General features: G+C 61.0%; 12 protein-coding genes. 6 read left to right on the forward strand and 6 right to left on the reverse strand.

What is annotated here, in order from left to right:
* Positions 1–148: 148 nt before the first annotated feature.
* Complete coding sequence (locus BCS36_RS04740) at positions 149–406, forward strand: hypothetical protein (protein WP_291301761.1); 258 nt, start codon at positions 149–151, stop codon at positions 404–406.
* Positions 407–462: 56 nt separating this feature from the next.
* Here the strand turns inward: BCS36_RS04740 and cbiR are convergent, their stop codons facing one another.
* Genes cbiR through BCS36_RS04765 form a run of 5 tightly spaced genes read right to left on the reverse strand, consistent with a single transcriptional unit; the run spans position 463 to position 5,877 of the window.
* Positions 463–1,314, reverse strand: a complete 852-nt coding sequence (gene cbiR, locus BCS36_RS04745; protein ID WP_291301762.1) for a cobamide remodeling phosphodiesterase CbiR — start codon at positions 1,312–1,314, stop codon at positions 463–465.
* Positions 1,307–2,443 (reverse strand): glycosyltransferase, encoded by a 1,137-nt coding sequence (locus BCS36_RS04750; RefSeq protein WP_291301763.1) that lies wholly within the window; start codon positions 2,441–2,443, stop codon positions 1,307–1,309. The genes cbiR and BCS36_RS04750 overlap by 8 nt, the downstream gene beginning before the upstream one ends.
* 26 nt (positions 2,444–2,469) lie before the next feature.
* Positions 2,470–2,655, reverse strand: coding sequence for a hypothetical protein (locus BCS36_RS04755; RefSeq protein WP_291301764.1), 186 nt, complete (start codon positions 2,653–2,655; stop codon positions 2,470–2,472).
* Positions 2,656–2,661: 6 nt separating this feature from the next.
* On the reverse strand, positions 2,662–2,964 hold the full coding sequence (locus BCS36_RS04760) for an EAL domain-containing protein (RefSeq protein ID WP_291301765.1): 303 nt from the start codon (positions 2,962–2,964) through the stop codon (positions 2,662–2,664).
* On the reverse strand, positions 2,965–5,877 hold the full coding sequence (locus BCS36_RS04765; RefSeq protein WP_291301766.1) for an insulinase family protein: 2,913 nt from the start codon (positions 5,875–5,877) through the stop codon (positions 2,965–2,967).
* 452 nt (positions 5,878–6,329) lie between these two features.
* Between BCS36_RS04765 and rpsB the strand changes: the two genes are divergently transcribed.
* The 5 genes from rpsB (at position 6,330) to BCS36_RS04790 (ending at position 12,285) form a co-directional block, all read left to right on the forward strand.
* On the forward strand, positions 6,330–7,106 hold the full coding sequence (rpsB, locus tag BCS36_RS04770) for a 30S ribosomal protein S2 (RefSeq protein ID WP_291301767.1): 777 nt from the start codon (positions 6,330–6,332) through the stop codon (positions 7,104–7,106).
* Positions 7,107–7,245: 139 nt separating this feature from the next.
* A complete protein-coding gene (gene tsf / locus BCS36_RS04775) occupies positions 7,246–8,103 on the forward strand; it encodes a translation elongation factor Ts (protein ID WP_291301768.1) in 858 nt (285 codons plus the stop codon).
* A 331-nt stretch (positions 8,104–8,434) separates the two neighbouring features.
* Complete coding sequence (locus tag BCS36_RS04780) at positions 8,435–10,042, forward strand: transporter associated domain-containing protein (RefSeq protein WP_291301769.1); 1,608 nt, start codon at positions 8,435–8,437, stop codon at positions 10,040–10,042.
* Between the two features lie 273 nt (positions 10,043–10,315).
* Complete coding sequence (gene ilvB, locus BCS36_RS04785; RefSeq protein WP_291301770.1) at positions 10,316–11,992, forward strand: acetolactate synthase large subunit; 1,677 nt, start codon at positions 10,316–10,318, stop codon at positions 11,990–11,992.
* The gene (locus BCS36_RS04790; RefSeq protein ID WP_291301771.1) at positions 11,989–12,285 is read left to right on the forward strand and encodes an ACT domain-containing protein; all 297 of its coding nucleotides are present in this window, start codon (positions 11,989–11,991) and stop codon (positions 12,283–12,285) included. The genes ilvB and BCS36_RS04790 overlap by 4 nt, the downstream gene beginning before the upstream one ends.
* Before the next feature lie 677 nt (positions 12,286–12,962).
* On the opposite strand, the gene BCS36_RS04795 is transcribed toward BCS36_RS04790, so the two are convergent.
* Complete coding sequence (locus BCS36_RS04795) at positions 12,963–14,723, reverse strand: methyl-accepting chemotaxis protein (RefSeq protein ID WP_291301772.1); 1,761 nt, start codon at positions 14,721–14,723, stop codon at positions 12,963–12,965.
* Positions 14,724–14,847: the final 124 nt, after the last annotated feature.

Genomic DNA, 14,847 nt, shown 5'->3' on the forward strand with positions numbered 1-14,847 from the left:
TCTTACGGGGCAGGACAGCATCGCTACGGATGCTTAAAGCGTTGTGACGCAGGCTTAAAGCGTTGTGACGCAGGCTTAAAGCGTTGTGACGCAGGCTTAAAGCGTTGTGACGCAGGCTTAAAGCGTTGTGACGCAGGCTTAAAGCGTTGTGACGCAGGAAACTACGCTTGAAGACAGCATGCGTAACGACATGGTTTGTCCCATGCAATCGCTGTCGCCATCCGTAAGCCTTGCAGGCAACGGCTGCCGCGAAACTACGCTTGAAGACAGCATGCGTAACGACATGGTTTGTCCCATGCAATCGCTGTCGCCATCCGTAACCCCTTCGGGCAACGGCTCCCGCGAAGACAGCACCGCTGTTTATTTGCGCTGTTATGGGCCGAAGCCAGCGTGTCTTAAACCTTGAGAATGTCCATTTTCAAACTAAATCTGCTCTAGAAATTTTTCGGGCCAGCTGCCATGTCACCGGGATTCGCCCGCAAGGGCTGCCAAAACAGGCAATGAGGCCGAGAGGCCGTCCCAGTTGAAAACTTCGATCATGTGAGTGGCTGTGAGCGGCGCGTCAGCCATAAGGCTCTGCGCGATATGCCGCTGCTCCGGCGTGAGGGCAGTGAGCGGCAGATGCTGATCGCCGTTGCCCGGAGCGCTCCAATGCAGCATGGCCGCCTGACGCGGCAGCGCGGAGTGCAGCAGCCCGTTTTGAACATAGCCCAGGAGGTGCCCTACGTCCAGACAAAGGCCCAGGCCGTGGTCTGCGAGGAAGCTGCCGCCGAGACAGAGCACATCACTATGCGCCACATTTTCCAGCAGCAGGGGTGGCGCGGCTTGCCCCTGCGCGTGCCAGTGCGTCGCGAAATCCGCCAGCATGCGGCGCTGAAACGCGGGGGAACCCTCGGGCGGGTGCAGCACGGCGGCCCGCAAGGTCATATGGGGCACAAGGGTGACAACCCTGTTAAGCACGGCCAGTGCCAGCCGGGCGGCTTCGCTGGCCGGTCGGGCCTTGCCTGCGGCCGCGCGTGCGGGCCAGGGCAGGTCCACGGGCAGGTGGGCATGCCAGCGCAGGGGCAGTTCGGCAAGAGCGGCGGGCAGATCATCCGGCCCATAGTTGAGGCAGCCGCGCGTTTCAAAAAGGCACAGGCCCACTTCATCCACCTTGCGGGCCAGAAAAAATGCGTTGTCGGCGACGTTGGCGGCAATGACAAAGGACGGCGCGGCGATGCGGCCTTCAAGCCGCTGCCCGCCGCTCTTGCCCGCCGGCTCCGGCGCGGGGCATGCCTCTGTCCCGGAGCGGGCCGCGTGGGAATGATCAGGCATGGCCGCGATCCTGCCCTGTCAGCAGGCTCTCAATGCCTGCCGCATTGCGAATGGGATGAAAAAGGGCCGCTGCGGTGGCGGCGGCTTTTCTGCCCGCCAGTTCAAGCACCGTGGGGTTTTCAGCCATGCGCGCCAGAGCGGCGGCCAGAGCGTATTCGTTGCCGGGCGGCAGCAAAAGACCGTTTTCGCCATGCCGGATAAAGCCCTCCTCCGTGCCAGTGGCAATGACCGGGCGTCCCAGCGAAAGGGCCTCAATAATGTCCCGCGTCCACGGGTGGCCAGCGCCGTCCGGCTTGACCATGCAGTGCATGGACAGCATGGCTTGCTCCACATTGTCGGTCCAGCCGTGCAGACGCACAATGTCTTCAAGTCCCGTGCGCTCGAGAAAGGCCAGGATCTGCCCCACAAGGGGATGGTCCGTCCTTGTGGCGTCCACGCCGTAAAAATGCACTTCAGCCCGGTGGGCGCGCAGAACCGTCGCAGCCTCAAGGCAGGCATTCAGCAGGATGTCGTGCCCTTTTTGCGGGCGCAGTTCACTAAAAAAGCCAAAGCGCACGGGCGGGGCCGGGGGCAGCGGGTGAAAGCGCGGCGGCTTCATCGGAGAATTGTATACGATGCGGTGCGGGATGCCCCACCGGGCCAGTTGGCGGGCTTCCACCGGGCCGATGGCTGCCGCCGCGTGAAGGTGCTGCCGCAAAAACTCGCCCGTGGCGTCCAGTTCCGGCGATTCTTCCAACACCACTTCACGGGCGATGAGCACTTTGCGCTGCTCTGGAAAAAAAGGGATGAGGCTTGTACAGGGAAAACCGTTAAAGCATACGGCTTCAGCCCAGGCGGGCAGGGTTTGCGGCAGATCCGGGGCCGAGGGCAGCCCCTGCGCGGTGGCTTCAGGCGGCGCGGCGCACCCCGCGTACACCAGCTTCAGCGACGGATGGGGAAAAACATGTACAGGAATGCCCAGGTCCGCGTAGTTGCCCCGGGCTGCCTTGGCCGGATCGGGGGGCAGCATGCTGAGCACCTGTATATCGTGCCGGTGCGACAATTGGCGGGCCAGCACGAACAGGCTGCGGCCGGAGCCGCCGTTATCGATCGCATGGGTACAGAAGAGCAGGCGCATGGATTTTTCCATTGTCACGTAGTGATAATTTACTGAAATCAGGGCCGCTTCAAAGTGAGGCCGTTTTGGCGGCTGTGCGCGCCGATGCCCGCCGCGGGGCGCGAGCGCTGACTGTCCGCGCGGCAGGGGCGCGGGTAGGGCGCGTCAAGGGCGTGGTCAGTGACAGGGCCCCTGCTTTCCGCAGCATAGCCGCCGCGCTGGCCGGGAACAAGTTTTTTCGCCATTCGGATTCATGCCTGCCGCCGGACGGGTGGAGACGAGGTCTTACGGGCGCTGGTTCGTGTCGCTGGCGCTGATATAGGGAGGCAGTTTTTCGCGCTCAGGGGCCGACTGAAAAAATACCCCTGAAAGGTGGAAAAGCCCATGGCGGTGAATGAATGGAGATGCTCTTTGTCTTCAACGCCTTCAACCACGACGCTGATGGCAAGGCTCTGGCTCAGTTCAAGCACGCTGCGCACGATCTGCGCATTGACATTGTTGTCGATATATTCCGTCAGGGGGCGGGCTTTAAGCCCGCCCCACCGCTTTTGCAATTATATCAGTTTGCTGCTCTGCCAGCCGTGTTCCTGGGCGGCGGCTTCAGCCTTGGGGCCGCCCAGCACGCAGATGTGCCCGGTTTTGGCGGCCTCTGCCAGCACTTCGGAAAACTCGCGAAAATGCTTTTCAGTGGTGGAAAGGATTTCTTCACGCATGACCGCGCGGGCGGCGTCCGTATCGTTGGTGAGCCAACGGCTCAGGGACTGCGCGCCCTTGGCGTCGGGCAAAAGGTAACTGTCCAGGTCGCCGATGGCGCCCACAATGGCCTGGGTCAGTTGGGCCTTGTCCGGCGCGAAGCCGCGCAAGAATTCGGCCATGCCGTCAAAGGCCTCAAGGGTGGCGTCCACGTTGGGGTCACGGTAGGAAGCGCACACCAGGGTGCCGCCCATGCGGTCCAGATTGCAAAAGGCTCCGTACGCGCCGCCGCGCACGCGCACGCGCTCCCACAGGTAGCCCATGCGCAGATAGCGCAGGATGACACTGGCCGAGCCGTGGTACACATAGCCCTGGTCATAGATGTTGGCGGCCTTGCCCACATAGTTGATCTGGGCCGGAGCGATGAAGGCCTCGGCTTCGGGCAGACTCATTGGGGCTTCGCCAATGCCGCTGGCCGCGCCGGGGCGAACAGGCGGCAGGGCCTGAAGCAGCTGGCGCGCCTGTGTTTCGGCCTGGGCGAGGCCCGCTGCCTCGGCGGTGCAGTCAAAGATCGCGCCGGGCCGGGCCACGATACGGGCGCGCAATTCTTCCAGGTCGGCCATGAGCGTTTGCGGTTCCGCTTCAAGGCGTTCGAGCATGGAACGCACGCTTTCAAGATAGCTCAGGCCGGAGGTGCGCTCGGCCAGAGCGCCCGCCCCCGTGAACCGCGCCCGCAAACGGGCGCTGACCGCCGCATGGCCTGCGGCCTGAAGGGCGTTTTCCATACGCGCCTTGGCTTCCAGAAGCATCTGGCCCAGGCGCTCTTCAATGACCTTCTGGTCCGTGAGGGGTTCCAGAAGGATTTCCTGCATGATGGCGAAGAGATCCGGCAACTTGTCGTAGACCGCCTTGCCGGAGACGCCCAGATAGCTCACGGTATGGCGGCTTTCACGCACTGTTCCCAGCAAGGGGTCGGCTCCCACGCCGCCGGTTTTGGCCGCCATGAGCGCGCCGAGCTCCGTAAAGTCGCGGCGCGCGGTGCCCATTTCGGTCAGGCAGCGGGAAAACAGGGGCAGCAGGGGCACAAGGCGGTCAGGCACGTTGGCCAGAGGCAGCAGCAGGGTCGCGTAGGCAATGCCGCTGGTGGGCAGTTCATGGCTCAGCGCGGGTTCCGGCAGCTCCACAATGTTGCGCGGTATGGGCGCATTGTGGAGCGGCAGATCGTCAAGGCCCAGGGCGGGTATGCTGGCAAGGGCCTCCGGGCTGTCGGGCGCGCTCTGCACTTCCTCAAGCCGCAGGGTGTCAGCCGCCATGGCGGCGCGCGCCGCGGCGTCGGCGGCTGCCTGCACGGCGTCCACGCGGGCCTTTTCGGCCTCTTCACGGGTTTTGCCAAGGTTTGCGTCAGGCAGCAGCACGACCGTGGCGCGGTGCTCGTTGTTCAGGAACCAGTCTTTTATGGCCTGCTCGAACACCGGCTCACCGGCGGCGATGCGCGCCTTGAGAGATTCCAGCGGAGCTTCCCAGGCCAGGGGGGCCAGGGGGTCGCCGTCATACAGCCAGGTGGACAGGGCCTGAATCATGGCCGAAAGACCGCGCGGGAAGCGCCCCGAGTTGTTTTCACGGTAGGCGAATTCCACCGAATTGACGGCGGCTTCCACCGCAGCCTTGGGGATGCCCTCCTCGGCAAGCTCTGCCAGGGTTTCAAAAATGAGCATCTCGACCTTGGGCACGTCCCTTGGGGCCACGCCCTTGAGACCGGTGGAGTAGTACATCTGGCGCAGGTCTGTCTCAAGCCCGCAGCCGGTCGTGTCCTCGCCAAGGCCGGAGGCGATGAGCGCCTTGCGCAGGGGCGAGCCCGGCAGGCCTTCAAGGATATGCTCCAGCATCTCCATAAGAAGGGCCTGGTCCACGTCCCCGCGTTCGCCCAGCAGCCAGTTGACCGTAAGCAGGGCGCGCTTTTCGCCCTCAGAGGCGGCATAGGGCACTTCAATCTGGCGCGGGGTGTCCAGGCGTTTTTGCAGGGGCACGGCGGAGTCCACTGGCCGGGCCGCGTAGTCCTTCAGGGCCTCGTTGACAAGGCGCAGGCGCTCGGTTTCGGGGTCGTCGCCCCAGAAAAAGAAGCGGGCGTTGCTTGGGTGGTAGTAGCTGCTGTGAAAACTGGAAAAAGCCTCATAGGTGAGGTCGGGGATGCGCTCGGGATTGCCGCCGGAGTCAAGGCTGTACAGGGTGTCGGGAAAAAGCGCCTGCTGGCTCTGCTCGGCGAGCACGGAGTCGGGCGAGGAGTAGACGCCCTTCATTTCATTATAGACGACGCCCTTGTAGGACCAGGGGCCGTCGGCGCTGGGGGCTTCCACATGCCACCCCTCCTGCTTGAGGATGTCCTCGCTGATGCGCGGGTGGAAGACGGCGTCGATGTAGACGTCGATGAGATTATAGAAGTCGCGCAGATTGCAGCTTGCCACGGGATAGCAGGTCTTGTCCGGAAAGGTGAAGGCGTTGAGAAAGGTCTGCAGGGAGCCTTTGAGCAATTCCACAAAGGGCTCTTTGACCGGGTACTTGTCGGAACCGCAGAGCACGGAGTGTTCGAGAATATGGGCCACGCCGGTGGAATCGGTGGGCGGCGTGCGAAAGCTCACGCCAAAGCACTTGTTTTCATCTGTATTGCTGATGGAAAGCAGTTGCGCGCCCGTGGCCTCATGCAGCCACAGCCGCGCCATGCCGTCCACTTCGTGGAGATGCCGTTCGGTGACAAGAGTAAAACCGTTGTTGTTCATAGTAATTCCTGCAAATAATTTTGGGGCCTGTTTAGTGTATACGGCAAATGAATCTAAACTATAAGGGCTGGGGCGGGGTTTGAAAAGGGGCGGCAGGTCGCAGGTCGTGAGCCTCTTTCGGCGTCACGGTGCGGCGGCGTGTCGAAGTTTTTTGCCGTGGCCGTTGCCCGCCCCCTCTCCCCCCCATGTCGGCCCGGCAAGAGGGCAACAGCCCGGCAATGCAACAGAATTGCGCCGCGAGTCGCCCTGCCGGTCAAAAAGGGCGCGGCCACGCTTGCCAAGCGTGGTTTGATCATGTATGTACTCCCTTTCTATCAAGCACACCCAGGCAGCGGCCCGGGGTGCCCGGTGGAATGCCGCGTGTGGCGGCGTTCTTTTTGCGCCAAAGGCGCAACGCCGGGTTGCAGGGTCAGGGCGTGGGTGGAAGAAAACAACCCTTTGGAGGAATCCCAATGGCTTACGTCAGCATGAAGCAAATGCTGGAAACCGGCGTGCATTTCGGTCACCAGACCCGCCGCTGGAACCCCAAGATGCGTCCTTACATTTTCGGCGCGCGTAACGGCATCCATATCATCGACCTGCAGCAGACCGTAAAGCTCTTCCGCATCGCCCACGACAAAGTTGTGGACACCGTTGCCAAGGGCGGCAAGGTTCTGTTCATCGGCACCAAGCGCCAGGCTCAGGAAGCTGTGGCCGCCGAAGCCGGTCGCGCCGCGCAGTACTATGTGACCAACCGTTGGATGGGCGGCACGCTCACCAACTTTGTCACCATCCAGAAGAGCGTTGATCGCCTGAAGAAGCTGGAAGTCATGTTTGCCGACGGCAGCATCAACCGCTACCAGAAAAAGGAAATCCTGCTTCTGGAACGCGAAATGAACAAGCTGGAAGAAACCCTCGGCGGCATCAAGAACATGGACCGTCTGCCCCAGCTTGCCTTCATCATCGACCCGCATCGTGAAGACATCGCCGTCAAGGAATGCCGCAAGCTCGGCATCCCGATCGTGGCCGTCACGGACACCAACTGCGACCCCGATGTCATCGACTATATCATCCCCGGCAATGATGACGCCATCCGCGCCATCAAGCTCTTTGTGGCCGCCTTCGCCGAAGCCTGCATGGAAGGCGAAGCCATGAACAAGGATCACAAGGGCGAAGCTTCCAACGCTGAAGAAGCCATGCAAAAGGCTGCCGCTGCCGAGGCCGTGGCCGAAGCTGCTCCCGCCCAATAACCGGCTTTTCTGCTTTCGCATTTTGGGGGCAGCGCAACCAGTATAGATGGCTGCGCTGCCCCTGTTTGGATGCAGCACCGCAACACTCAAGCCTATCTGATAACTCCGGCTTCAGGCCGGACGCATTTTGGAGAATACAATGGCTATTACCGCTCAACTGGTAAAAGAACTGCGCGAAATGACTGGCGCTGGCATGATGGATTGCAAAAAAGCCCTGGTGGAAGTTGAAGGCGACCTGGAAAAGGCCGTGGACTGGCTGCGCCAGAAGGGCATGGCCAAGGCTGCCAAAAAGTCGGGCCGCGCCACCAGTGAAGGTCTTGTGACCGTGACCCTGAGCGATGACGGCAAGACCGTGGCCATGGCTTCACTTTTGTGCGAAACCGACTTCGTGGCGCGTGGCGAGCAGTTCCAGACCATGGCCGCCAAGCTTGCCAAGAGCGTGCTGGACAATGCCCCTGCCGACGCCGTGGCCCTTGAAGCCCTTATGGGTGAAGAAGTGACCCAGCTTATCGCCTCTGTGGGCGAAAACATGCAGATCGGCAAGTTTGCCCGTCACACCAAGCCCGGCGAAAGCTCCGTGATCGGCCAGTACATCCACGCCAACGGCAAGATCGGCGTGCTGGTGTTTCTGACCTGCGGCAAGGCCGAAAGCGCCGCCAAGCCCGAAGTGCAGGAACTGGCCAAAAATATCGCCATGCAGGTGGCCGCCGCCAGCCCCATGGCTCTTGACGCCGCCAGCCTGGACCAGGCCGCTGTGGAACGCGAACGCGAAGTGTACCGCCAGAAGGCCCTGGAAGAAGGCAAGCCCGCCAACATCGTGGACAAGATCGCTGACGGCGCGGTCAAGAAGTTCCAGAAGGAAGTGTGCCTTATGGAACAGCCTTACATCCGCGACGACAAGAAGACCATCAGCGACATCGTGCGTGAAACCGGCAAGACCGTTGGCGATGAAATCGCCGTCACCGGCTTTGAGCGCATTCAGCTTGCCGCTGAATAATGATATCTGACTCGCCAGAGCCGGGCGGGTTCGCCTGTCCGGCCTAGAGCATTTTTTGCCTTTGAAAAAGGGCGCATGCTCTAATGCTGCACGAGCGTGCGGCGCGCCACAACGTGGCGTGGATTCTGCCAAAAATCGCTTTTTTTGCAGAACGACAAATTGAAATGCCAAGCGTTTCAAGGGTACTCTGCGCTGGATATCGCGCCTTCGGGCGCAGCAGACTATTGACAAAAGGGGGCTTCGGCCCTCTTTTGTCTTTTTGAGGCCACGCCCGGCCATGGCCGCCGGGAGTCTGTTTTACAAGAAGGGGCACAGCCCCGGAGCAGTATATATGCTGGAATTTTCATGGGTGACGCAGCTTTCCGCCTGGGCCGGTCTGGGCACGCTGGTACTGCTGGAAGTGGTGCTTGGCGTGGACAACCTGGTCTTTATTTCCATTCTTGTGGGAAGGTTGCCCGGCGACCGCAAGCGGCAGGCTTTTTTGGTGGGGCTTGGGCTGGCCCTGCTTATGCGCATGATCCTGCTCACCGTCATGGCCCGCCTGGCCACGCTGACCACGCCCCTGTTTGTGCTTGGGGGGCACGGCTTTTCGGCGCGTGACCTCATACTCATGGCTGGGGGCGTCTTTTTGCTGCTCAAGGGCACTATGGAGCTGCATGACCGGCTCGAAGGGCACAGCGGCAGATACGCCGGCGAAACTGAACACCATGCCGGATTCTGGCAGGTGATTTTTCAGGTGGTGGTGCTGGACGCGGTCTTTTCGCTGGACTCCATCATCACGGCCGTGGGCATGGTGGAACATGTCACCATCATGATGCTGGCCGTGGTCATAGCCATGAGCATTATGGTCATGGCCGCCGGGCCCCTGCTGGGCTTTATGGAACGCCACCCCACGGTCATTGTGCTGTGCCTGGGCTTTTTGCTCATGATCGGCCTGAGCCTTCTGGCCGACGGTCTGGGCTTTCATATTCCCAAGGGCTACATGTACGCGGCCATCGTGTTTTCCCTTTTGGTTGAAATGTGCAATCAGTGGGCGCTGCGCAACCGCCGCAGACGATTCAGCATGCGCGACATGCGCGAGTCCACGGCCCGCGTGATTCTGAATATTCTGGGCGGCAGCGCGCCGGGGCAGGGTGATGCCCAGCTCGACGCAGCCGCCCTGGCAGGAGAAAGCAAAGAGCGGCTGTTCGCGCCAGAAGAACGGGCCATGCTGGCCCGCGTCATCCGCCTTGGCGGGCGCACGGCCCGGTTCATCATGGTGCCGCGCCAGCGCGTGAACTGGCTGGACAGCAATGCCGACAGGGAAACCGTGAGCAAACATGCCGCGTCGTCACGGCTGGCATGGCTGCCAGTGCTGCGCCGCGATACTGACGAGGTGCTTGGCGTGGTGCATCCCGGCGACATTCTCATGCGCGAAGGCGAGCAGCCTGAAGGGCCATGGGACCTGACCAAGTTCATCCGGCCAGCCCCCACCATCTTCGAGCATACGCCCCTGCCTGTCATTATGGAGGAGTTTCGCACCCATCCCTCGCCTCTGGCCTTTGTGCGCGACGAATACGGCAGCGTGGTGGGCATCATCACCCCGGCGGAACTTTTGAGTGTGCTGGCCGGGCAGATGGGCGACATGCCCGCCGGGCCGGAAGCCTGCCGCCGCCCCGACGGCAGCTGGGTCATGCCCGGGCGACTTACCATTGACCTTTTTGCCAGCTGGCTTGGCATCAGCCTGCCCAAGCGCCTCGACAGCGCGACCCTGGCCGGGTTCATTCTGGAGCGCCTTGGGCGCATACCCGAAAAAGGCGAGCACCTGCACTATCAGGGGTGGGATCTGGAAATCACGCGCATGGACAGAAGGCGCATTGACGAAGTGCGCGCCGTGCGCCTGCTGACGCCTCCGGCCAAGGGCAAGAAAAAGGCGAAGGATGCGTCCGGACGGGGCTGATTGAAAACTCCGCCGTAAATCTGTTGACAAGCTGGTGGACTCGGCTGTAATTTTACAAGCGGTATGACAATGTACAACATTTCTTTCTTCCTCTGCGGCATGATTTGCCTCGTTATGGTCGGCCTAGTAGTACGGGACCGATCTTTAGGCGCGTCATAAGCAGGGAAGAGCAAAAGGTATATGTGAACCCCGCCGGCGCGAGCTGGCGGGGTTTTTTTATACCCGAAAACCCTGCCAGCAAGCCCCAGCCAACGCAAAAGGAGCCTTGTGGCGATGTTACGTCTTACTGGAGCCGAATTAACCATACGCCTGCTGGAAAATCAGGGGGTTACCTGCATTGCCGGGATTCCCGGCGGTTTCAATCTGCCCTTGTACGACGCGCTTGGGCGCAGCGGCAATATCCGCCATGTTCTGGCGCGCCACGAGCAGGGCGCGGGCTTTATAGCGCAGGGCATGGCCAGGGTCTCGGGCCGCCCTGGCGTGGTCTTTGCCACATCAGGGCCGGGAGCAACCAATACCCTCACGGCTCTTGCCGACGCCCGTATGGACTCGGTGCCCCTGGTCTGCATCACCGGCCAGGTTCCCCAGAGCATGATAGGCACTGACGCCTTTCAGGAAGTGGACATTTACGGAATGTCCATCCCGGCGACCAAACACAATTTTCTCGTGCGCTCTCCGGAAGAACTGCCGCATGTCATTGCCGAGGCTTTTTCCATTGCGGTCAGCGATCGCCCTGGCCCGGTGCTTGTGGACATCCCGCGTGACGTGCAGGTGGCCCCCATCGAGATAGACTGCCTGCCCGACCCCGGCGTGGCCAAGCCCATGCCCACGCCCGACAGCGCGTCCCTGGCCAGGGCTGCCGAGCTTCTCAACGCGGCGGAACGGCCGCTGCTGCTGCTTGGCGGCGGCACGTCGTCGCCGGAGGCCGCCGCCGCTGTGCTGGAGTTTATGGAACAGCAGCGCATCCCGGCCGTCATGTCCCTGCGTGGGCTCGGCGTTGTGCCGCACGGGCATGATCTTGCCGTGGGCATGCTGGGCATGCATGGCGCGCGCGCCTCCAACATGCTGGTGGAGGAATGCGACGTGCTCATGGTGGTTGGCGCTCGTCTGGGCGACAGGGCCACAGGCCGTCTGGACAGTTTTTGCCCCAAGAGCGGGCTTATCCATATCGACATCGACGCCAGCGAAGTGGGCAAGCTGCGCATGCCGCAGGTGGGGCTGACGGCGGACGCAGCGCAGGCCCTGCGGGCGCTCATGCCCCTGGTGAAGCCGCGCGAGCGCGGCGCATGGCTGGCGCGCGTGGACGCCCGCAAGGCCGCGCACGGGCTGCGGTTTGAGAGGGAGGACGACATCCTCTCCCCCTACGGCATCATTCGCCATGTGGCGAAATTGCTGGATGACAATGCCGTCATCGCCACAGATGTGGGCCAGCACCAGATGCGCGTGGCGCAGGCCTACCCCATGAGCCGCCCGCGTCAGTGGCTCACGTCCGGCGGCCTGGGCACCATGGGTTTCGGCCTGCCCGCAGCCATAGGCGCGGCGCTGGAGCGGCGCGGGGGCGTTGCCGTCTGTTTTACCGGCGACGGCAGCCTGCTCATGAATATTCAGGAAATGGCCACTGCCGCTGAAACCGGGGCCAATGTAAAGATCATCCTGTGCAACAACAACGGGCTGGGGCTTGTGCAGCAACAGCAGGACCTTTTCTTTGACGGGCGCATCACTGCTTCCGCCTACACCACCCGCACGGATTTTGTGCAGATCGCCAAGGGTTTTGGCCTGCCTGCGGCCCGGCTTACCAGAGGAAAAGACCCGCAGCGTGTTTTGAAAGAATTTCTTGGCAAGCCCGGCCCTTGCCTGATTGAAGTGCAGGTGCGGGCAGAAGACAAGGTTTTTCCGATGGTGCCGCCAGGAGCGGCCAACAGTCAAATGATAGAGGGGATTCCGTCATGAGCAGTTCCATCAAAAACGCCCTTGCCATGTTGCGCCTGAGCGTCAACAACCATCCCGGCGTCATGTCGCATATCTGCGGTCTTTTCGCCGGACGCGCCTATAATCTTGAAGGGATACTTGTCACGCCCGAGGCCGACGGGGCCACCTGCCGCATGTGGCTGGTGGTCAAGGATGACGGCCGCATGGAGCAGATAGTGAAACAGGTGAGCAAACTGCACGACGTGCTGGACGTGCATGTGGGGCAGGCCGAACCGGCGGTCTTCAACCGGCTGGCCGGATGCCTTGAATGCTGAATCTCTTATAGCATTTTCGCATTGAAAATATCCATTTTCAATGCTTCCAAGACGCCCGCTTCGGCGCGTAACAGCGCAAATAAATAGCGATGCTGTCTTCATCCGTAAGCCCTACGGGCAACGGCTGAAGCTGCGCTTACGCCTCCGCGGCGGGCGTCTGCTCCCGCATCCGCCAGAGCAATTTCAAAATGAAATTGCTCTGGACAGTGCCGTCACGAGCGCCTTTCCTGGTATTTCTGCGGCGAACTTCGCCCTTTGTTCCGGTCGAGTACCATCAGAGTACACTCCCTGTAGAAAAGGCTTGTTCTCCCTGATATGACTGAAAATTCATCTCGTGGCGACACTGTCTGGAGCAGAGTAGTTACCACTTGTTCGTTTCACTCATAAGCTATTCTTCGCCGCAAAAAACAGGGGCCGCGCACTTCATGTGGTGCACGGCCTCTGTTTTTTGCTTCAAAGCTCTGGTTTTTCGGCAGCGGGAAAAAGCAGATAAACCCTGTGATGGCCTTATGCCTTGACGGCGTTGCCACGTAACCCCGCCTCCGGAACCCGCGCTTGAGATCAGAAAACCTGTTGCGTTATGTCGGAAATAAAAGTTTTAGGGGGTGGGGGCGTGGAGGAGGGACCCTTTTGCAAAAGGGCCCCTCCTCCACTAAGCATTGCCGAGATAAAATGCTCTAGACCCGGCTGCTTTCAGACTTCATTTCATTGATAAGGCGCTGCAAAACCTGCGACTGTCGCGCCAATTCCGCCGTGGCCTGCGAGGCCTGGCCCATGGCCGAGGCGGTCTGGCTGGATATGGCGGCCACCTGCTCCACGGAGCGGTTTATCTCGTCGCTGGCGGCGGACTGTTCCTCGCTGGCGGTGGCAATGGAGCGTACCTGATCATTGGTCTGGTCAACCAGGTTAACAATGGTGCGCAGGGTCTGGCCAGACTGGTTGGCAAGGTTGGTGGCTTCCTGAATGGTATTGATGGAAAGGTTCACCCCGGCCACGCTTTTGCGGGTGCCTTCCTGAATGCCGCTGATGACCTGGCCCACCTCATGGGTGGCTGACATGGTCTTTTCGGCCAGCTTGCGAACCTCGTCGGCCACGACAGCAAAGCCGCGCCCGGCGTCGCCCGCTCGGGCAGCCTCGATGGCGGCGTTGAGGGCAAGCAGGTTGGTTTGGTCTGCAATGTCTGAAATGACGTTCATGATCTGGCCGATGCCTTCGGCCTGATGGCTGAGCGTGTCCATGTCCTGCTTGAGTTCCTGGCTCTGCCTGGAGACTTCGTCAATGCCGCGCACCACCTTGGTGACGATGGCTTCGCCTTCCTGGGCCTGGGTGCGCGCGTTCCCGGACATTTCCGAGGCGTGGCCGGCGTTGCTGGCCACTTCGCGCACAGTGGCGTTCATCTGTTCCATAGCGGTGGCTGTTTCGCTGATGCGCTGCGACTGCTCGTCAGAGCCACGGCTGGACTGCTCAATCTGGGCGGACAGTTCTTCGGAGGCGGAGGTGAGGATATTCACCACGTTTTCAAGCTGGTTGGCGGCCTGCAACATGCCCTCGGCCCTTGCGTGCAGGGCTTCGTCCTTGGCGGCCTGGGCTTCTTTCATAGCCGTATGCGCCTGTTCCGCCTGTCGGGCGGCTTCCGCGCTCTTTTCTTCGGCCTCGCCTATTTTGTCCTTCATGGTGGCCACCATGTTTTGCATCACATGGTATACGCCGCCGGGGCGCTTTTGCACCCGGAAGTTCACGTCAAGATTGCCGCGTGCTATTTCGCCCGCCACCTCGGCCAGATAGCCGGGGTCTTCGCCAAGCTGGCGCATGATGTTGCGGGTCAGCAAAACGCCCAGGCTGATGGAAAGCAAAAGACCGAACCCAAGGGCCGCGAACAGAAGGTAGCTGGAGGTATCTGCCAGCGCGGCATTGTTTTTGGCCACAAGGGCGCCCTGCTCAAGCTTGGAGGACACGAGGGCGTCAATGGTCTTCTGGTAGGTCGTGGCAATTTCTCTGCCTTTGCCGCTCAGCAGGGCGTAGGCTTCATCCTTGCGGCCTGCCTCGGCCATGGCCATGACCTCATCGGTCATCTTTCTGAAATCCTGGCGGCGTAACTTGTAATCAGCTATGATCCTGCGCGCCTCATCAGAGATAAGGGTGGCTTCAACCTTTGTGGCGCTGCTGTCGATGACGGCGCGAAACTGGGGAATAACGGTGCGCGCGCGTGCTTTTACTGCATCATCACTTGTGGTGGCAAAATCGAGCAAATTAACCCTGATGCGCTGAAAGTAGGCCGAGATGTTGAGCAGGTCGCCCATGGGCTCCACAGCTCGTGTATAGAGAAAATTGTCGGCCTTGCTCATGTCGTGCATCCGCGAAGCGGCGAAAATGCCCACTGATAATGTGATCAGGGCTGAGGCAATAAAACCCGCCAAAAGTTTTGTTTGCAGTTTCATAGTATTCCTTCGGTCTTTGTCTCCACGGCAACACGCGCGGCGACTTCATATATGCCTATCGGTTATAAGGCTTTTAACTTGAGTGTTGCTGACTAGAAATCAGGTGTTGTGCAAAGGGTAAAGA

It is taken from the genome of Desulfovibrio sp. MES5 (genome assembly GCF_002237645.1).
Lineage (GTDB): Bacteria > Desulfobacterota > Desulfovibrionia > Desulfovibrionales > Desulfovibrionaceae > Desulfovibrio.